The sequence below is a fragment of the Brevibacillus centrosporus genome (assembly GCF_046622605.1).
GTDB classification, from domain to species: Bacteria; Bacillota; Bacilli; order Brevibacillales; family Brevibacillaceae; genus Brevibacillus; species Brevibacillus centrosporus.
Map to the genome: position 1 here is coordinate 1,822,787 of NZ_CP176856.1, position 18,531 is coordinate 1,841,317.

17 protein-coding genes are annotated in these 18,531 nt (G+C 52.0%); 9 read left to right on the forward strand and 8 right to left on the reverse strand.

What is annotated here, in order from left to right:
* Window positions 1-63 precede the first annotated feature (63 nt).
* Window positions 64-438: a phage holin family protein gene (locus ACLIN2_RS09455; protein WP_092274311.1), complete on the reverse strand. Its 375-nt coding sequence runs from the start codon at window positions 436-438 to the stop codon at window positions 64-66.
* A 208-nt stretch (window positions 439-646) separates the two neighbouring features.
* Between ACLIN2_RS09455 and ACLIN2_RS09460 the strand changes: the two genes are divergently transcribed.
* From ACLIN2_RS09460 to ACLIN2_RS09475, 4 genes are all read left to right on the forward strand, one after another.
* Window positions 647-3,004, forward strand: a complete 2,358-nt coding sequence (locus ACLIN2_RS09460; RefSeq protein ID WP_411503898.1) for an endonuclease MutS2 — start codon at window positions 647-649, stop codon at window positions 3,002-3,004.
* Between the two features lie 15 nt (window positions 3,005-3,019).
* Complete coding sequence (locus tag ACLIN2_RS09465) at window positions 3,020-3,430, forward strand: DUF350 domain-containing protein (protein WP_400582405.1); 411 nt, start codon at window positions 3,020-3,022, stop codon at window positions 3,428-3,430.
* 37 nt (window positions 3,431-3,467) lie between these two features.
* Complete coding sequence (locus tag ACLIN2_RS09470; RefSeq protein ID WP_411503899.1) at window positions 3,468-3,773, forward strand: 2Fe-2S iron-sulfur cluster-binding protein; 306 nt, start codon at window positions 3,468-3,470, stop codon at window positions 3,771-3,773.
* Between the two features lie 264 nt (window positions 3,774-4,037).
* Entirely contained in the window at window positions 4,038-5,336 is a 1,299-nt protein-coding gene (locus tag ACLIN2_RS09475) for a nucleotide sugar dehydrogenase (RefSeq protein ID WP_411503900.1), read from the forward strand.
* Between the two features lie 70 nt (window positions 5,337-5,406).
* Here the strand turns inward: ACLIN2_RS09475 and ACLIN2_RS09480 are convergent, their stop codons facing one another.
* Window positions 5,407-5,568, reverse strand: a complete 162-nt coding sequence (locus tag ACLIN2_RS09480) for a hypothetical protein (RefSeq protein ID WP_170184433.1) — start codon at window positions 5,566-5,568, stop codon at window positions 5,407-5,409.
* Between the two features lie 141 nt (window positions 5,569-5,709).
* Between ACLIN2_RS09480 and ACLIN2_RS09485 the strand changes: the two genes are divergently transcribed.
* Together ACLIN2_RS09485 and ACLIN2_RS09490 are read left to right on the forward strand one after the other, a co-directional pair.
* Window positions 5,710-5,910, forward strand: a complete 201-nt coding sequence (locus tag ACLIN2_RS09485) for a cold-shock protein (protein WP_092274297.1) — start codon at window positions 5,710-5,712, stop codon at window positions 5,908-5,910.
* Between the two features lie 169 nt (window positions 5,911-6,079).
* Entirely contained in the window at window positions 6,080-6,691 is a 612-nt protein-coding gene (locus tag ACLIN2_RS09490; RefSeq protein WP_411503901.1) for a thioredoxin family protein, read from the forward strand.
* A 79-nt stretch (window positions 6,692-6,770) separates the two neighbouring features.
* Here ACLIN2_RS09490 and ACLIN2_RS09495 read toward each other — a convergent pair whose 3' ends face one another.
* Together ACLIN2_RS09495 and ACLIN2_RS09500 are read right to left on the reverse strand one after the other, a co-directional pair.
* Entirely contained in the window at window positions 6,771-7,598 is an 828-nt protein-coding gene (locus ACLIN2_RS09495) for a M55 family metallopeptidase (RefSeq protein WP_092274293.1), read from the reverse strand.
* Between the two features lie 139 nt (window positions 7,599-7,737).
* On the reverse strand, window positions 7,738-8,871 hold the full coding sequence (locus ACLIN2_RS09500) for a glycosyltransferase (protein WP_411503902.1): 1,134 nt from the start codon (window positions 8,869-8,871) through the stop codon (window positions 7,738-7,740).
* Window positions 8,872-8,998: 127 nt separating this feature from the next.
* Here ACLIN2_RS09500 and ACLIN2_RS09505 point away from each other — a divergent pair, with 127 nt between their 5' ends.
* Together ACLIN2_RS09505 and ACLIN2_RS09510 are read left to right on the forward strand one after the other, a co-directional pair.
* Window positions 8,999-10,348, forward strand: coding sequence for a glycosyltransferase family 4 protein (locus ACLIN2_RS09505; protein ID WP_411503903.1), 1,350 nt, complete (start codon window positions 8,999-9,001; stop codon window positions 10,346-10,348).
* Window positions 10,349-10,417: 69 nt separating this feature from the next.
* On the forward strand, window positions 10,418-11,572 hold the full coding sequence (locus tag ACLIN2_RS09510) for an MFS transporter (protein WP_411503904.1): 1,155 nt from the start codon (window positions 10,418-10,420) through the stop codon (window positions 11,570-11,572).
* 64 nt (window positions 11,573-11,636) lie between these two features.
* Here ACLIN2_RS09510 and ACLIN2_RS09515 read toward each other — a convergent pair whose 3' ends face one another.
* From ACLIN2_RS09515 to ACLIN2_RS09525, 3 genes are read right to left on the reverse strand one after another with little or no spacing between them, the layout of a single operon-like run.
* On the reverse strand, window positions 11,637-12,452 hold the full coding sequence (locus ACLIN2_RS09515; protein ID WP_092274282.1) for a hypothetical protein: 816 nt from the start codon (window positions 12,450-12,452) through the stop codon (window positions 11,637-11,639).
* Window positions 12,445-14,073 carry a hypothetical protein gene (locus ACLIN2_RS09520; RefSeq protein WP_411503905.1) on the reverse strand — a complete coding sequence of 543 codons (1,629 nt, stop codon included), beginning with the start codon at window positions 14,071-14,073 and terminating at the stop codon, window positions 12,445-12,447. Before ACLIN2_RS09520 ends, ACLIN2_RS09515 begins: the two co-directional genes overlap by 8 nt.
* 5 nt (window positions 14,074-14,078) lie before the next feature.
* Entirely contained in the window at window positions 14,079-15,341 is a 1,263-nt protein-coding gene (locus tag ACLIN2_RS09525) for an O-antigen ligase family protein (protein WP_411503906.1), read from the reverse strand.
* Window positions 15,342-15,510: 169 nt separating this feature from the next.
* Here ACLIN2_RS09525 and murJ point away from each other — a divergent pair, with 169 nt between their 5' ends.
* Window positions 15,511-17,037, forward strand: a complete 1,527-nt coding sequence (murJ, locus tag ACLIN2_RS09530) for a murein biosynthesis integral membrane protein MurJ (protein WP_411503907.1) — start codon at window positions 15,511-15,513, stop codon at window positions 17,035-17,037.
* Here murJ and ACLIN2_RS09535 read toward each other — a convergent pair.
* On the reverse strand, window positions 17,012-18,388 hold the full coding sequence (locus ACLIN2_RS09535; protein WP_411503908.1) for a phenylacetate--CoA ligase family protein: 1,377 nt from the start codon (window positions 18,386-18,388) through the stop codon (window positions 17,012-17,014). The two genes, murJ and ACLIN2_RS09535, sit on opposite strands and share 26 nt — an antisense overlap.
* Window positions 18,389-18,531 lie beyond the last annotated feature (143 nt).

Below are 18,531 nucleotides of genomic sequence, written 5' to 3' on the forward strand. Positions count from 1 at the left end.
CGAAAGTCTGTCTAACAGAAAAAAGAGCCAACCCATGAAGAGTTGGCTCTTTTTTCATTTCAGCTACGTCTCTTGCTTGTTCCCAGCGTCTCCGTTGTGCAGATCCATATGGGTCTTGATCGGGATGAACAGGTCGATAATCCCGATGACAAGCGAAGCGAGCAGCGCCCCCAAGATCGTTACGTGGAAACCGGAAACGATATACTGGGTGAGGTAGATAACGACGGCGCTGACGATGAAGCCGACGATCCCCCGATTGTAAGGGGAGATACGATCGCCAAACATCGCTTCGATGACCCAGCCCAGCAGGGCAATGACAACAGCTGCGAGAAGAGCTGTCCAGAAGCTGCTAACGGAAAAGCCAGGTACGAGAAATCCGACAAACATCAGGACTACGGCAGCGACGATAAAGCGGACGATATGGCGCATGATCGTCATGTGTACTCCTCCTTTTAAATTGTTTCATACTCATTCTGGCTCTTTGGGTGTCGAACTATGCTACAGAAGGGCGTGTAAAATTATCCTTGGAACGGCTAGCATGATATAATGGTTAGTACGAATGGCTCATACAGCATGTGTTTATCATTCCCCATGATCAGCAGGTTCTTGTAAGGTGTGCCATTGGCGGAAAGTAAGGAGGATTTAAGTGGAACAACGAGTGTTAAAAACATTGGAATACGATAAAATCGTTGCTCTCCTGGTGGATAAAGCGACTTGCACATATGGAAAAGAAAAGGCGGCAGAGCTGCTCCCGTTTACACGTATGGAGGAAGTGAGCATCGCCCAAAGAGGGACGTCTGAGGCCGCTACCGTACTGCGTTTGAAAGGCAGCGTACCGCTCGGAGGAATCCGTGATATCCGTGGCCCTGTTCAACGCGCTCGTCTCAACGCGATGCTGGCGCCTTTGGAGCTTATGGATACAGCAAGTACCATTGCGGCAGGACGCAAGCTCAAGCATTTCCTGCTGGATATGTGCGACGACCATGAGCTGCCGCTGCTGCGCGATCAGGCAGAGCGGATCGAGGGCTTGCGAGAGCTGGAGATGGAGATTCGCCGCTGTGTCGATGAGAGCGGCGACATTTTGGATAGTGCCAGCGTAGAGCTGCGTTCCGTTCGGCAAGAAATTCGTCAGCTGGAAGCGAGAATACGGGAAAAGCTGGATCAGATGACGCGTTCTTCCTCGTACCAGAAAATGCTGATGGAAAGTATCGTGACGATTCGCGGAGACCGGTTTGTCATTCCGGTCAAACAGGAATACCGTCACGTTTTCGGGGGAATCGTCCACGATCAGTCTGCTTCGGGGGCCACGCTCTTTATTGAACCAGAGGTCATCGTCTCCATGAACAACAAGCTTCGCGAACTGCGTCTGCGCGAGGAGCGTGAGGTAGAGCGCATCCTGTACTTGCTGACTGAACAGGTAGCTTTTGCTGTAGAGGCGCTTCTGGAAAATGTCGAGGCTTTGACAGAGCTTGACTTTCTGTTTGCCAAAGCGCAGCTGTCCTGGAGTATGAAGGCGATCTGTCCGCGCATGAACGATCGTGGATATTTGAATTTGCGTAAAGCGCGGCATCCTTTGATTCCCCGCGATGTCGTCGTACCGGTCAATGTAGAGCTTGGTGGAGAGTATCAGGCGATCGTCGTGACTGGTCCCAATACCGGGGGGAAAACCGTGTCCCTGAAAACGATCGGCCTGCTTTCCCTGATGGCGATGGCGGGCTTGCATGTGCCAGCCGAGGAAGAGAGCGAGATGACGGTATTTTCTTCCGTGTTTGCCGATATCGGAGACGAACAGTCCATCGAGCAAAGCCTCTCGACGTTTTCCAGCCATATGAAAAATATCATTCACATCCTGGAAACGATGGATGAGAAAAGCCTGGTTCTGTTTGACGAGCTGGGGGCAGGTACAGACCCGACAGAAGGCGCTGCCTTGGCGATGTCCATTATCGACCACGTCATCGAGTCGGGTGCTCGTCTGGTTGCGACAACACACTACAGCGAGCTAAAGGCGTATGCGTACGACAAGCAGGAGGTCATCAACGCGAGTGTGGAATTCGATGTGGAGACGCTGCGGCCAACCTACCGCCTCATGATCGGGGTGCCAGGTCGCTCCAATGCGTTTGCCATTGCCAGACGTCTCGGGCTTCCAGAAGCGATCATCGATGCTGCGCGCGGCTCCATCAGCGAAGAAGACAACCAGGTCGAAAGCATGATTGCCTCCCTGGAACGCAACCGCAAGACAGCGGAGGAAGATCGACAAAAGGCAGCTGAAATCAGACGGGAAGCAGAAAGACTGCAACGTGAGCTGGAAGAAGAGCGTGCGCGTTTTGCCGAAGAGAAAAACAAGCGGATGGAGCGGGCAGAAGACGAGGCGCGCATCGCCGTTCAGCTGGCCAAGGAAGAAGCGGAGACCATTATCCGCGAGCTGCGTGAGATGATGGCAGAAGGTGTGGAAATCAAAGAGCATCGCCTGATCGATGCCAAGAAGCGCCTCGGCAATGCTGTCCTCGAGCTGGACAAAGAAAAAGTGAAGAAACCAGCCAAGGCGGTACGTGCGACACAGATTAAAGTGGGCGACGAGGTCATGGTGACGAGCTTTGGACAAAAAGGGACTGTGCTGGAAAAAGTCAATAACGATGAGTTCCTCGTGCAAATTGGCATCATGAAAATGAAGGTAAAGCGCGAAGACATGCACGTCCAAAATTCGGTGCAGCAAAAGCCGCAGGCGACCCCTTATACTTCGGTCAAGCGCAGAAGCGACAACATCAAGATGGATCTGGATTTGCGCGGCTACAATGTAGAGGATGGCATTCGCGAAATCGATCAATTCCTCGACGACGCCTTGCTGGCGGGGCTGCACTCCGTCTCGATCATTCACGGACATGGTACCGGTGTTCTACGTAAAGGTGTCCACGAGTACTTGCGCCACCATCGCAACGTCAAATCCTTTCGCCTGGGCGGTCAAGGAGAAGGCGGAGTGGGTGCTACCATTGCCGAATTGAAATAAACGGGAGGGGACACCATGGGGAACATGCTGCACAATCAATACTTTGCTACGGCTGCTTACTTTACCGTAACAGGGCTGATGATGATCCTGTTCCTATCCATTTTTGAGCTGGTGACGCGCTACCGTGTCTGGCATGAGCTAAAACAAGGGAATATGGCCGTGGCCATGGCAACAGGAGGGAAAATATTCGGCATCGCCAATATTTTTCGCTATTCCATTCAGGAGCATGCCTCGATGGGGCAGGCATTGATTGGGGCGACATTCGGGTACTTCCTCCTGTTGGTTGGCTACTTTATTTTTGAGTTTATGACACCCAGCTACAATATTGATGAAGAAATCGCCAAAGACAACCGGGCGATCGGATTTATCGCCATGGTTTTATCCATCGGCTTCTCGTACATCATTGGTGCAAGCTTGACGCGCTAGGAATAGGCATTGCGTTGATTTCTAGGGAGGGTGAGAGATGGAACAACCTGACTTGAAACAAAACGTTGTGACGGTTGTGCAGGGCGAAGTCGAGTCAACTGTATATTTGGCGGATGGAGACAATCTGCTCATGGGGCTGGTCCTCGCGAATTTGCCCGTGGAGTTCTTCTGTACGACTGGAAAGTGCACAACCTGTCGCTTGCGGGTGGAAATGACTGGCGATTCTGCAAAGCCACCCTCCGAGACGGAGCAGTATCGCTTGGGGATTGAGGCGATTGCCAAAGGCTATCGTCTGGCTTGTCAGGTGTTTGTAACGGGAAATATGCGTGTGTTTCTGCCGTGAAACCGTGATTGAACGACGAGGAAATCGAGAGTATAATTAGGTTTTGGCAGCAAAGCGCCCGGTTCCTTCTAGGGCTGCTGCCTAGGACTAGATGGAAACCTATGAGGAGGAACTAGCCTTGGAAACGTTATACAAGGTCCTTCTGGGATTATGTGTCGTATTTTTAGCGGCAGGGATTTACTATCTGTCGTAACCAATTTGCAGATGTCTGCGTAACAACTTGCGTGGACGATATCTAGAGAACGTGAAAGAGGAGATAGAAACATGACTCAGCCTGTACGCGTAGCTGTTGTGGGATTGGGGTTTGTCGGCTTGCCGCTGGCCCTTACCTATGCCATGAAAGGAGCAAGCGTGATCGGTATTGACGTTGTACCGCGTGTTGTCGAAGAGATTAATGCGGGGCGTTCCCATCATCTGGAGTCTTATCAGGGAAAGACCTTACCTGAAATCCTTCGTGAGCAGATTGACGCGGGGCGGTTCTATGCCACGACCTCGTATGCGGAAGCAGCGGCAAACGTGAATCATTATATTGTAACAGCAGGGCTGCCTGTTCATAACGGAGACCCGGACCTGGGACCGTTGAAAAGCTGTGCAGAAACGCTGGGCAGTGTACTGAAAAAAGGTGATACGGTCATGATCCGCAGTACGGTCGTGCCAGGGACGACGGAAGAAGTGGTTATGCCCATTCTGGAAGAAGTCAGCGGCCTGGTTGCCGGCACGGATTTCTATCTGACCTATTGCTCGGAGCGCATTGCGGAGGGACGAGCCTTCGAAGAGTTCATCCACATGCCTCTCGTTTTGGGCGGAATCAACGAGGCAAGTGCGGAAAAAGGGAAAGAACTTCTCTCGTTTATTAGTGAAACTGACGTGACGATTTCGGATATTCGCGTCGTGGAAACGGCAAAGGTGATTGAGAACATCCAGCGCGATGTCAATATTGCCATGGTTCAGGAATTTGCCCGTTTTGCTGAGGCGTTCGGAATCGATACGTTCGAATTGATTAAAGTAGCGAATACGCATACCCGCGTAAACCTGTTGACGCCAGGGCCAGGAGTGGGAGGATTCTGCTTGCCGAATGCTCTGTACTACCTGCAGCCAAAGGCGAGAGAACTGGAAGTGAGCCTTCCGATCCTGCAGCAAGCTCGCATGACCAACGATGCTGTTCCGGAAGTGCTGATCAACATGCTGGAGGACGTGCTGAAGGAAAAGGGCAAAACGCTGGCAGGAAGCCGTGTAGCCGTTCTGGGACTGGCTATGAAGGACTTCTCCAACGACGACCGTGTCAGCCCTGTCAATGATCTGATCGGGCTGCTCCAGACAAAAGGAGTAGAGGTTCGTTCCTATGACCCAGCTGTGCCGACACGATACGAGCACAAGGTAGATAGCTTTGAGGCGGCGGTCAAGGATGCAGACGCACTGTTCCTTACAGCAGTACAAAAAGAGTTTGCCGAAGCGGATTGGGCAGCGGTAGCCGAACAAATGGCTGATTCGCCGATCCTGTTTGATACGAAAAACCGCATCCCGCGAGACCTGGTGAGCAAGGCTACTGTGGTGCGCATCTAGAAGGGAAAGTACTCCCAGCGAAAAACCTCCACAGACACAGGTCACGTGGAGGTTTTTGCTTGCATGCCAGTTAATCCTTCAGCTCAGTAATGACCTCGGATGCGAACTTTTCGTCGGGGGTTGGAAACATCTGATACTGATGGCGAATCTCGATTTCCTTTTCGTCCAGGGCGGCTTGCTGCAGCTCAGCTTGCTTTTCGAGGTCAGCCTGCCTTTCCTTTTGACCAGCCATGAATCGATCACCTCCTGTACTTGTATAATGTGTTCCTCTAGAGGATGAGCCATGCTGAATAGATTTCATCTGGAAGGGAAAGCTAGTCAAGGTAAGACAAAATTTTAACTTCATGTAAGGGTTACATGCTAGGAGGCAAAAATGGAACGCGGTAAAGTAAAATGGTTTAACAGCGAAAAAGGGTTTGGCTTCATCGAGCGCGAAGGCGGAGAGGATGTATTCGTTCACTTCTCGGCTATTCAAGGGGATGGCTACAAGACACTGGATGAAGGACAGGAAGTTACGTTTGATGTCGAGAACGGCCAACGTGGACCGCAAGCAACAAACGTCCAGAAAGTCTAACCAAACAACCAACAGACTCATTCCTTGAGTCTGTTTTTCTATTTTTAGAGGACGCTCAGCAAAATACAAAAAACTGACCATGACATTTCAGGAGAAACTGACCCTGTTTAAAGGGTCAGTTTTTTTGTAAGCTTTTTGTAACAATCGACCTAGCAAAGGATGTGCCGCAATGAACAAGACGTTGAACCTGAAACATAAAATAGGACAGGGAATCTCACCACATACCTTCATGGAGAGCATGGAGATCAGGACGATGGAGCTCAGCGGGATCCCGAACACGAAAGAAAAGATGATCGCGAATTACGAGCATTTCTCGTGGGCAAGTGCAGAGGACAAAGCATTCTTTGGCTCCATTCCCGAGCATGAGGATCTTCATTGTCTCATCCTGTGTACGGATTGGTGTCCAGATGTCATCTGGAACGTGCCAGTGTTATTTCGAGTAATGGAACAGGCACGAATGACGACAGAAGTCTTGATAATGGAAGATCACTTGGAGACGATGGACCAATTTCTTACGGATGGTGGCCGGGCTCAGCCGATCGCAGTATTTTTAAGGAGAAGTGGAGAGGTACTAGGCAGATGGGGGGCTCGTCCAGCTTATATTCAAGCAGTGATGAATCACTTTAAAGCCACACATCCCGATAAACAAGATCCGAAATACCAAGAAAGCCTGAATCAGACCTATAGGGATATCGGGAAGCTTTACCGAGATGGAAACGAGTATCAGCGAGTGATGCTCCAAGAGCTAAGAGAGCTGATTCTTGGATGGGGTCTTCACTAGGCGGAGATAAACAAACAAAACAGTGGCAGTCTAGGATTTTGCGTCCATGACTGCCACTGTCTTATTGTGAGAAAGCCTTTTAGAAAAACTCAGCTCCCCCAGCGAGATTGAGCATGGAACGCATCGTTTTGTACAGGTCATGTGCGTCCTTCACGGTGTAATACAGGGTGTTGGTTTCGGTCTCATAGCGGGTACCTGGCGTGATCGCAGCCATTTCTGCTTGTCCGGCATGGGAAAACTCCACAGCCATCTCTACAGGCTCGCCAAATTCAAGCGGCGCGATGCTGCCGATCTGGGAGAGTGCCAGCATCGTTTTTGTTTTGAGCTCAGCCGTTGCAGCTTCGCGGGACAGACAGAGTGCAGCGGTACGTGATACGGCTTTCTTGACGACGGCTGTTGAGATGCCAGGGATCAGGGCCTTGGCTTCTTCTGCGATTAGCTCATCGCCGGATACCATGACGACCGGTACTTTAAACATTCCAGCGTAAATGGCATTAAAGCCGAATTCGCCCACGACACGCCCGTTGATATACAGGTTGCGGATGACACCGGACATCGTGTGGCTTAGTACACCAGGTACGCCCTGACGTGTGTGGTAGCCAACAAACAGGGCGGCGTCGAAGCTTTCATCCAGTTCCTGCATCATGGAGTAATTGCGAGGGGAGCCAGCCAGAAGCTTTACTTTTGGATGCAAGGACTCCCACAAAATATTGTTCATCGTGTTGTGGCTGTCAGCAACGACGATCTCTGTCGCGCCCGCATCAAAAGCGGCTTCAATCACCGCATTGGCGTCGTCTGTCATAAACTTGCGGCCGCGCTGGTAGTTGACACCCGCATCAGGATTGATATAGCTGTTATCGACGATGCCTGAGATCCCTTCCATGTCAACTGATAGAAATAGTTTCATCCGTTGTTCATCCTCTCGGGTATGTTTCAAAAAATTGCCTCAGTTCTATGAAACCAGATTGTTCGACAACAGGCAACTACGAAAAACCTTACGCAAAGAAAAAGCACGACGGCGTTTGAAAGACGACACGTCGTGCTTTTTAGTGGAGCATTTTCCGGTAGAGACTCACGATCTGCTCCGTCATTTTTTCGATCGTAAAGGAGCGTTCGACCCGCGATAAAGCCTGCTGGACCATCGCATCTGACAGCTCTGGCGAGTTCAGCAGCTTTTCCATGGCGCCTGACAAGGCAGATGGATCTCCAGGCTCGACGACCAACCCGGTGTCCTCGTGGAAGACAAATTCTTTTACTCCGCCGACATTGCTGGCAATGACAGGAACCTCCGAGGCCATCGCTTCGATGATGGTGTAGCCGAGACCTTCGTAAAACGAGGAGTGTACGAAGGCATCACAAGCGTGCAGGCATGCAGGAATGTCTTGGCGAAAGCCGGCAAAGCGGACACGTGCTTCCAGACCGAGCTTGCGTACCTGCGCTTCCAGGCTCTCCCGTTCAGGACCGTCTCCTACGAGCACGAGGTAGGGACTGCTGGCGGTATTGGCCGCAAACTTGGAAAAGGCATCGACGAGGACAGGCAGTCCTTTCACCGGGACGAAGCGTGCGACTGTGGCAAAGACAAAAGCATCCTGGGGAAGCTCCCACTCCGTTCGCAAACGAGTACGATCCTCTTCGCGCAACTGATGTTGGCGATAGGGAGACAAATCCATTCCATTGTAAATGACGCTGATATCACGAGAAGCGACGCCCTGCTCGCGCAAGATGCTCGCCAAAGCTTCGCTGATCGCGATGTAGTGCTGATTCCACTGCCGGGTACTCCGCTCCATCAGATTGACGATCGCGTAGGCGAGAGGGCTGGAATAATCGTAGCGCAGCGAGCTGTGGACGGTCGTCAGCATCGGGACTCTCAGTCCGCGGGCCGCCAGTCTGGAAAAGAAGTTCGCTTTGACACCATGTGTATGTATGATTGCTGGTTGAAAGGCGTGGAACGTATTCCGCAAAGCCCGGAGCAGTCGTAAGTCAAAGCGCCCGAACTGATTCAGCGTAAAGACAGTGATCCCCGCTTGTCTCAGCTTGCTGGCAAAGAGGGAGTCATAAAAGCAAACGACTGCTACCTCTACTTCCTCGACGGAAAACGTGGAGACAAGATTTAGGATATGCTGTTCCGCTCCGCCAAACTCCCCCCCGCCAATCACGTGGAGGACTCGTAATTTGCTCATCTAAATTCACCCGAATCGTAATAAAAAGCCATTTTCACTATAGCAGATGCCTGATAGATTCGCAATAAGCCAGGACTTATGGTATCGTGTATTCAGGAAAATGAAAAGGACAAGGACGGTTACAGAAATGAATAAGCGCAACGTGTTGATCATCTGCTACATCTTTCCTCCCATCGGAGGTGGTGGTGTGCCAAGACCTCTGAAAATGGCCAAATATTTGGGGGAGTTTGGCTGGAGAGTTCATGTGCTGACAGTGGAGCCTGCCTATCATGCCACGCTGGATCCATCTCTTTTAGCACAGCTTCCAGCTGAAGTGACCATTCATCGGGCAAAGGAGTGGAAGCTGCTGCCAAATCGGGGAGCAGCGGCAGTACCAGCGAAGCCGGCTTCAGAAGGAGTACCAGTGTCGAAGCCTTCTGCCAAGGCCGCGCTGAAAAAACAGGTGATCAACGTTCTGAAGAAAGCCAAGCCGTACTTGCTGATTCCGGACGATCAAATATTGTGGCTGCCGAACGCTGTGAAGCTTGGGCGCGAAATCATGAAGCGTGAGAAGATCGACGTGATTTTCTCCACATCGGGACCTGTTACGAACCACTTGGTCGCCCGCAACCTGGCGCGACAGTTTGATTGCAAATGGGTAGCCGATTTCCGAGATCCGTGGACGCAAAACATGCACACATCGGGGATCGCATGGCGCGAGCAGATGGAAGAGCGGATGGAAGCCGATGTCATGCTGGAAGCGGATGCGATCACGACGGTGACAGCGACGTTTGCGAAAAATTTTCAAGACAAGTATCAGGAGCGCATCAAGCGCCTTGAGCTCATTTACAACGGATTTGATCAGGCTGACTTCGAAGGACTTGCGCCGAGCCATGAAGCACCAGGCAAATTCCACGCCGTATACGCTGGAATTCTGTATCAAAAACGCAATCCACGGCTGCTGTTGCAAGCCATTCGCGAGCTGATTGACGCAGGAGAAGTCGATCAAAATGACCTGCTGCTCAGCTTTGCAGGTGTGTTTGACTATCCGGGCTATTCCGAAAATCGCGACTGCGTAGAGAAGCTAAACTTGGGAAGCATTGTCCGTGTATTGGGCAACCTGCCGCACAAGGATGCCCTCGGATTGATGAAAGGAGCAGACGCCCTGCTGCTGATTGGCGATGTTTCTGCTGACGCAGGTGCGTACATCCCGGGTAAGCTCTATGAGTACATGGGGATCGGAAATCCGATTCTCGCTCTGAACAAGGCTGGGGAAGCGACAGAAATCATTGAGAAGTTCCAATTGGGCCAGGTTGCAGACCCTGAGGAAAAGGATGCGATCAAAGAGGCTTACCTGCAGCTGTACAAGGATTGGAAAGCTCAGGGGATTCGGAGCCAGGCGGAGCGCGGAGCCGACTTCGCAAGCAGAGTCAAGCCGTACGAACGCCGCGAGCAGGCGAGACAGCTGGCTGAGCTCATGACGGATCTGGTGGAGTAGAAAGAGGAAATCACATACCCCGTAGCCACAGGTTACGGGGATTTTCGTCGGAAATGGAGACTGAATACAGTGAAGCTGGGCATTCAAACCTTGCGCGCTTATAACTTTTTTTATTTTTCTCTTCTGTCCATCTTCATCTCATTTGTGCCCGTGTACTTGACGTTCCGCGGCGTTACCCCAGGGGAAATCGGGATGATGGTTGGCTTTGGCTCGTTCATCGGCATTCTCTCCCAGCCTTTCTGGGGGATGGTGAGTGACAAGTACAAGACAATCAAGCGCATTATCCTCCTCACACTGGGAGCATCCATACTGGTAGGCATGACGTTGTTTACCACGAACCATTTTTCCCTTTTGTTTCTGTTAGTTGGCGCGATGTACTTCTTCCTGCTGCCTACGGACCCGTTGACGGAAAGCCTCAATTACCGAGTGGCGCAGCAGCATCAGATCAGCTTCGGATCGATTCGGACGTTCGGCGCGATCGGATATGCCACAGCGTCCTTGATCATCGGGTGGACGGTGGATCAGCTGGGGATGGATCGTCTTAGCTGGCTCTTTTTGGGCTATGGACTGCTCGCGTTTGTGTTTGCGCTTGTCGTCTCTGATGCACCCTCCAGCAGCAAGAAGCTGTCCAGGCAGGAGCTCAAGCAATTTTTCTTCTATCCCAAGACCCTGCAATTCTTTTTGCTGGTGCTGATCGCGGCGACACCGCATCGCACGAATGACAGCTTTCTCGGCGTTTTCGTCCAGAGTCTCGGCGGGAGCACGGGCGATGTGGGACAGGCGTGGTTTTTTGCGGCTATCAGCGAGGTGCTATTTTTCGCCCTCAGTGCACGTATCCTGCAAAAGTGGAGCGAGATCAAGCTGATTACGTGGGCAACCGCTTTGTACACGATCCGTTACGCTTTGTGTGCGATGGCGCCGTCTGCCGAGTGGGTCGTATATTTGCAGCTGACCCAAGGCGTAACCTTTGTCATCTTCTATACGGCGACCATTCAGTACTTGTATCGGATCATTCCTGAGGAGTGGAAAGCAACCGGACAAACGATATTGGCTGTCCTGTTCTTCGGAATCTCCGGCATTATCGGATCGATCGCTGGGGGATGGGTGTTTCAGCAATGGGGAGGAGCGGCCTTGTACATGGTCATGGGCGTCCTCTCGCTAGTTGCCTGTGGGTATAGCTTGACGCTCTGGAAGTCACAGCGCACTGAAGAAATCCAATCGTAAGCAAAAAAAGAGCTGATCGCCTTTGCCGCGTCAGCTCTTTTTGTATCTCATGTTGCAGACTTGATTAGTAAAGCAGGTACTTTTCGACTTCCGACGGATCCTTGATATGAATACCCGGATCGTTGTATTTGTATAGCTGGAACAGCACCTGTTGATCCATTGTCCCGGCTTCCGGCAGCGGGAGGATGATCCATGTTTCGTACTGGTGAATCAGACGGTCGTCCTTGCCGATCCAGAACGTTGTTTTGATCGTGGATTCATTCAAAATGTAGTCCAGATCAGGTCGATTGCCCAGCTTCTGCTTCAGCGGATCCAGAAGAGCGCTTTGGCTGGTTTTCAGCCAATCTGCACCCGTCATTTTGAGCTGGAAAGGAACGCATACGGTTCCGTATACTTTATCATCTGGCAGCTGAACGGCTTTGTCCATGAAAGGCAGCCAGTCGTCAAAGCCAGCCAATACGTCAAACGCAAGTGGATCTTCATTTGCCGTCAGCCAGTAATCGTTGGCGCGGATGTAGCGCTTGTCGTCGATGCGGTAGTACTGGTATGGCTGTGCCGCGATGCGGGCATCTACGTTGTAGCCTTTGCCGTTGACGACGGCTCCGTTGAACATGCTGGTCGTGGAACGGGAGAGGATCATGTTTTTTACATGTCCTTTATACCAGTAGGATTGAGCTTCCGGGTCTGTTTTCGCTTTTTCCAAAGCGGTTTTCAGCCAGTCCGCTCCGGATTCCGTCTGCGCCGTTGTCGTCTGCTCCGGTGTAGTCCCAAAATTGGTGGAAGCGAACGATTTTGGACCAGACTCATAGGTGCAACCGCCGAGCAGGGCAGCCGCGCAGATGCCAGCGAGCAATGCCGATGCCTTCGTAAGCTTACGCATGGCGAACCCTCCTTACTACGCCGTAACCCAATAGCCCGATAAACAGAATAATCGTGAGTGTGAGCACTGGGACGTTGTGTGGTTTGAATACGAGCACGCGATGTGTGTTGTAAATGGTGGCGACGATTTCGTTTTGCTTGTCGCCATCGACGTCACCGACTTGGACGTTGATCAGCGGCAGGTAAATCCGCCAGTTTTCTTCCAGCCCATCTGGGGTATAGTTGTATCCGCTCAAATAGCGGCTGTCTGTCGTACTTACCCAGCTTTTGGCCTTGGCGATAATTTCCGGCTGTCCAGCTCCGACAGAGGCGAAGTTGGAGAAGCGGAAGCTCTTGTCGTTTTCAGCGCTTGCCCACAAAATCTCCCAGGCGCCATCTGCTTTCGGCTTCAGGATGTAGGACGGCTTTCCTGCGATCAAAAGCTCGTCTACTTTGTCATGGTCGATATCTGCCGGGATGAATTCACCTGTAGCCAGCTCCGCTTCTTTACGAGTAAGTGTGTAGGCTTCGGTAAGTGTACCATCTGCTTCTACCTTCAGGACGCTCAGGTGCTCGCCCATCGTGACCAAGCCTTCGCTGCCATCCGGGAGCATCATGGTTGTCATGAGCTTTGTCGCTTTGGTCGTTCCGCCAAACGGTTTGCCATCATACGTACCTGTCAGCATGCCGCCCTTGATGTGCAAATCTTTGTATTTGCTGCCCATCTGCCTGCGCAGGTCCATGCTTCCGTCGTTTTCCTCCAGCTGATTGGCGATGTTGTCCATATCCAGCATGAAAGCGCGATAAGGAGCAGTTCCTACCTGCAGCATAGCTTCCGCGTAAGGCTGGCGCTGTACGTTTGGCACGAGCTGACCGTCTTTCATCGTATAGTACGGAAAGCCAGGGTAGTCTGTAGGCAGCTGTTGCTTCAGAACCGTCATGGTCTCAGCAGGGATCTGGTCATTTGGCATGCGAACCATTTTGCCATCTCTCCAGGTCAAGACGTACAACGAGACCGGTTCAGGCTGCAGGTGCAGAAGCTTGTCAGCCAGTGCCTTTTTCTCTTCTTCGGTCTCCGGCTTTTTCGCCGCCTCTTCCGGAAGAGGGAGCTCTTCAGCATTTCCATAAGTAATAATCTCTTGCTTGCCGTCGTGATCCACGTCGTACAAAGCCATCGGGAAGTAGTCAACCCATTGACCGTTGTAGAGGCGATCGGATTCGTATTTCACCGTGAAATGGCTCAGGGCAGCCAGCGTGTCCCGATTGAAGGTCACATTGGCGAGCAGGGCAACGATCACGAGGGAGCCAACCGCTTTCCAGTTCAGACGTCCATACCATTTGGCGAGGAGCGCGATGACGATGATTGCAATGGCTCCGCCTATCAAAAGAGCTGCCGTTGTTTTCACATCGACCCGTGTAAGCGCACGGTCAAGCAGCAAGACAGCGATCGTGAAGGCAAGAACTTGCCTGCGTTCCTTTGGATGGACCACGTAATAGCAGAAGGCCAGAAGTGGCAGAAACACCAAGAGAGCGATCCACGTCAGGTCGAGAAATGCAGGTTTGATGAGCAAGTGGTAAATGAGCAGCAGAGCAATGGCGTACAATGCCCAGCCGACCGTAGTTAGAATAGGATTGCGTCGCATGGGATTCACCACCTTTTTGTTTGGGTTTGGTCGACGAATAAAGCGCAGAAGAAGCCGCCAAACAGCCAGAAGTAAAGGGCCATGAACGGCACCTCAAAAATGTTTTCCACCAAATTGTGCAGGGCGACCGCAAAGAGTCCACCGAATAGTCCCAACAGGGCGAAGAAATACGGCGACTCTGTCAGGCTGCGAATGACTTTAGTACTGTAACGAAGAATTTGCGCGACGAGGCCGATCAGCATGATAATCCCGATCAAGCCAAATTCAGCAAGGCTCTTGAAGAAGTAGCTGTCCGAGTAAATGGTTCCGAAATGACGCGAAGCAACCGCTCCGCCGTGATGACCGAGGCCAACGCCAAACAGTGGCTCGACACGCATTTTGTCATAAGCTTCACCCCAGCGACCGAGGCGTCCGCCTTCCAGACTGGAAGACATATAGTCAGCCGTAAACAGAGTGAAAATCCGGTTTTTGATCGTACCTACGAGTGGGACTGACTCAGGAACAAAGAATAGAGCCACGACCCCGATGATTCCAGCGAGAACGAGGTAGCCTGCAATGCGCTTGTTCCATATGTAGCAGCATATGAACAGCGAAAACGCTAAAGCAAACCAAGCGCCGCGAGATCCGGTAAGTAGCAGCGCAAGCAGTGTAGTCAACGTAACGACTGCCCACACAATCTTTTCTTTCCGGGATGGTGCCTTCAGGAAAAGTCCGGCAGCCACAGGAGCAATCAGAGCCATGTAGCTTCCCAGAACGTTGGGGCTTGTCACAAAGGAAAAAGCGCGAGTCGTGATCGCTTCTCCTTCCTGTACCCAGGATTCAGGAGTCTGTACACCCAGGACTACCTGCATGACACCGACGAGACCTGCCAAAAATCCGACGAGGGCAAGTCCCTTCATCAGCTTGTCCAGCTGCTCCATCGACTGCAGCAGGTAAAAGCCCATCAGGAAGGCAATGATGTACTGATAGACCGAACGGAAACCTTCCACGCTCGCATCCCAGTTGGCCATGTCGGTTACCATCAAGGCGATGCCGAGGACCAGAAAGGCGATCAACAGGTGCTTGATCTTGGGCATCGTCCTTTTGCCTTGAAAATAGGCAACGAACGTAAAGCCTAAAAGGATCAGGAGCAGACCTTCATCCCAAAAAGACGAAACGACAGGAATCGGTAGAATTTTCCGCAACACATAATCAATGACAGGATAGGCCAAAAGCAAATACAACCACGTAGTTGATTGGCTTCCCCACTTCAACACGGTTTCTCTCATTTTGATTGTAGTCCTCCTACACGCTTAGGATTAACCTGTCTATTATAATGAATCCATCTATCTCGCCGCAACCCAGGCAGGAAAGAGGTTGGTAGGAACCATAGAAATAAGATATGATATCAAGGTATTAACAGCATTCGTCGTTTACTAGAGATAGGAGATAAGGTACATGAGTTTGTTACGAATCGCTTCAATGATCGTCGTATTGACGCTGGTAGGAAGGCTGCTCGGCTTTTTCCGCAGCATCTATCTATCCAGCTTGTACGGCACGGGAATGGAGTCGGATGCCTTTAACATTGCGGCGACGATTCCACTCACGCTGTTCTTGGTCGTGCCTGGAGCTGTCAATGCCATCCTGATTCCGACCATGCGCGGGCTGATGGAAAAGCAGCAGCGCACAACGGAGCTGTACCACAAAATGCTGACGGTCATTCTGGTCATATTCGTCGTGTTGGCTGGAATGGGAGTAGGATTCTCGAGGGAACTGGCTGCCATGTTCGGTTTGTCGGGTGCAAAGCTGGAAATGACGGCTGACATGCTGCGTTGGATGTGGCCATCCGCGATCTTTATCGGCTTGACCGGGCTTTGGTCGAGCATTTGCAATTCGCATCAGCATTTCTTTACACCGACGCTCGGGACAGTGGCGAACGGGGCTGTCGTCATTGTTAGCATGTACGTTCTCGTGCCGATCTACGGACCGAACGGCCTGGTGATTGCCACTACCTTGGGCTACTTGGCAGCGATGCTGACCATGATCCCAACCTTGCGCCGTTTCGGCTACGACCATCGCCTGTCATTTGCCTGGAAAAATGACGAGGCACTAAAAGGTATGGGTGAGCGTGTCATCCCGATTTTGATCGGGGCTGTGGTGGCGCAAGCGACGACATTTCTGGAGCGCGGTTTCGCAGAGGGAGTAGGGACAGGAGTGATTTCTGCACTTGCGAATGCCAACCAGATCGTGCAAATGCCTATGGCGATATTCGTAGGAGCGTTCACGCTGCCTCTCTTTCCGTTGCTCGCCAGTCACGTGAAGCGCGGCGAGATGAAAGAGATGAAGCAAATCCTGCAAAAAGGGCTGGCCTACCTGCTCATCCTGCTCATCCCGGTGACGGTCGGTCTGGCTTTGTACGCGGAGCCAATCGTCCGCCTGGCTTTTCAACGTGGCGCTTTTGATGAGTACTCCGTCGCTTTGACAGCGTGGGCGCTGCCGTTCTATGGCCTCGGGCTTTATTTTCTGGCAGCACGCGATTTGCTTACAAGAGCGTTTTATGCGTTGGAAAACACGCGTACTCCCGTGGTGATCGGAGCGATCGGGATCGGAGTGTACGCAGCTGCCAACTGGCTTTTGATTCCTTGGATGGGGCACGGTGGAATCGCCCTGGCCAATGCCCTTTCAGCCCTCAGTCAAGCTGTTTTGCTGTTTATTTGGCTGTGGAAGGCGGTAGGTGTCCCTGTGCAAAGCGGCTTCCTGAAAACGCTCGCCAAGACGCTGATCGCTTGTCTGGTAATGGGTGCTGCGATTGTGCTGGCAGATCCGTGGCTGTCCCTGTTGCCTCTGTGGATCTATCTGCCGCTCGGGATTGTGGCTGCAGCGCTGCTATATTTGGCTGTGCTCGCGATCCTGCGAGAGCCTTTGGTTTCAGAGCTGCTGCAAAAGGTACGCAGACGTTCTACTCCAGCGGCTGGACGCTCTTGAGCGGGCATTCCCGAATGGCATAACGAAATTTTCCTGAGCCGGTAGGTGGGATATGGTCAACGTACGCTACCTGTACACTGACTTCGCCGAGTGCCATCCGAATGCCCGCCAGCAGGCGATCCTCGTCAGCGGTGTGAAAGCGACTGGGCTCTTTTACCAGCTTCAGGCTCAGACTTTGCGGCTCATGCTGGATGAGCTGAAAGGTGCGAAAGCTTTCCAAATTGCGCACGATGTGGTTGAAATAATGACCATGGACATACTGCCCATTTTGCGAAATAAACATGTCGTCTTCTCTTCCGTCAATCGTGTTCAGGAGTGGATAGCTGATGCCACAAGAGCATAATTCTGGGGAAAGCGCGACGACATCGCCCAACTGATAGCGCAGGCGAGGCATGACCGTATTGTGCAGATCCGTGACGAGCAAGACACCGGATTCCCCTGGATAAAGGGGGAGATGGGTGATGGGATCGACGACCTCCAGGAAGCAATTCTCACTGAAGGCGTGCATTCTGCCGGCAGGACACTGATAGGCGATGATCCCCCCATCACGGGCTCCGTATTCATTGATGATGGGAGCTTGAAAAGCTTCTGCTATTGCTTTTCGCTGATGCTCATGCAGGCTCTCTGCCGTTGAAACGACGCCCTTTAGCGGGATTCCAATCGTCCAGCCTCGGTTCAGCATCATTTCGGCAAGTATATGAAGAGCAGAGGCATACCCGTATAAATAAGCAGGCCGAAAGCGTTGAATGAGCGTCAAATGAGTCTGCAGCCTGCGTTCGTCCAGTTCGTAGGCGGAGAGAAGCAGCCGGTTTTTCAGCCAGCGTTCCTTCCAGCGATACCGTTTGGCTTGCTGCTGGTTCAGCTCCAAGGGGGATCCCCAGATCATCACAGAAGGATCCCCGATCTGGATGCCGTGCCACGATAGTCCAAGCCAGCGAGCCGCTTCGTAGTGCTCGACGGCGATGCGGTCCAGATAAAAGCGAGTGGGCTCTCCGGTTGAACCGCCTGTCCGGTTTCCGATGAGCTGGGCGGAATTTACGCCTTTCGTTACGTAATCGTCCGCATGCAAGCGGAAATGAGTTTTGCTGAGGATGGGGATGCGCTGTAAAAAACGCTCAGGAGGAATGCGGCTCGTGTCCCACTCAGACGCGAACGACGCGTAAGCCGGGACATTGTGCACAGCATGCTGCAACAGGCGTCCCAGCTTTTGTCTTTGTCGATCTAGCAGCTGCTCCTGAGAAAAGCCCTGCGCATTCTGCAAATCTCGCAAGTAGTGGCGTGTCCGATTCTCCTTCAGTCGTTCCATTAGTGGCCACTGAACGTTTCGGATCAAAAATCCGGTAACAGGCATGATTACCCCTCCTATTCATGGCAGACGATTCTAAGAAGTCGATCAATCTACGTTTCAACAGTATTCCTGCCAAATTCCATCGTTATACCTGTTTGCTGGAAAGGGTAAATGATAGTAGGATAGAGAGTGGGTTCATGTCGATT

Bases quoted from the DNA above. Each gene is read 5' to 3' on its own strand.
- ACLIN2_RS09485 (WP_092274297.1), top strand. From the start codon at position 5,710: ATGGAACGCGGTAAAGTAAAATGGTTTAACAGCGAAAAAGGGTTTGGC.
- ACLIN2_RS09505 (WP_411503903.1), top strand. From the start codon at position 8,999: ATGAATAAGCGCAACGTGTTGATCATCTGCTACATCTTTCCTCCCATC.
- ACLIN2_RS09470 (WP_411503899.1), top strand. From the start codon at position 3,468: ATGGAACAACCTGACTTGAAACAAAACGTTGTGACGGTTGTGCAGGGC.
- ACLIN2_RS09495 (WP_092274293.1), bottom strand. From the start codon at position 7,598: ATGAAACTATTTCTATCAGTTGACATGGAAGGGATCTCAGGCATCGTC.
- ACLIN2_RS09475 (WP_411503900.1), top strand. From the start codon at position 4,038: ATGACTCAGCCTGTACGCGTAGCTGTTGTGGGATTGGGGTTTGTCGGC.
- ACLIN2_RS09515 (WP_092274282.1), bottom strand. From the start codon at position 12,452: ATGCGTAAGCTTACGAAGGCATCGGCATTGCTCGCTGGCATCTGCGCG.
- ACLIN2_RS09480 (WP_170184433.1), bottom strand. From the start codon at position 5,568: ATGGCTGGTCAAAAGGAAAGGCAGGCTGACCTCGAAAAGCAAGCTGAG.
- ACLIN2_RS09535 (WP_411503908.1), bottom strand. From the start codon at position 18,388: ATGCCTGTTACCGGATTTTTGATCCGAAACGTTCAGTGGCCACTAATG.
- ACLIN2_RS09500 (WP_411503902.1), bottom strand. From the start codon at position 8,871: ATGAGCAAATTACGAGTCCTCCACGTGATTGGCGGGGGGGAGTTTGGC.
- ACLIN2_RS09455 (WP_092274311.1), bottom strand. From the start codon at position 438: ATGACGATCATGCGCCATATCGTCCGCTTTATCGTCGCTGCCGTAGTC.
- ACLIN2_RS09525 (WP_411503906.1), bottom strand. From the start codon at position 15,341: ATGAGAGAAACCGTGTTGAAGTGGGGAAGCCAATCAACTACGTGGTTG.
- murJ (WP_411503907.1), top strand. From the start codon at position 15,511: ATGAGTTTGTTACGAATCGCTTCAATGATCGTCGTATTGACGCTGGTA.
- ACLIN2_RS09520 (WP_411503905.1), bottom strand. From the start codon at position 14,073: ATGCGACGCAATCCTATTCTAACTACGGTCGGCTGGGCATTGTACGCC.
- ACLIN2_RS09490 (WP_411503901.1), top strand. From the start codon at position 6,080: ATGAACAAGACGTTGAACCTGAAACATAAAATAGGACAGGGAATCTCA.
- ACLIN2_RS09465 (WP_400582405.1), top strand. From the start codon at position 3,020: ATGGGGAACATGCTGCACAATCAATACTTTGCTACGGCTGCTTACTTT.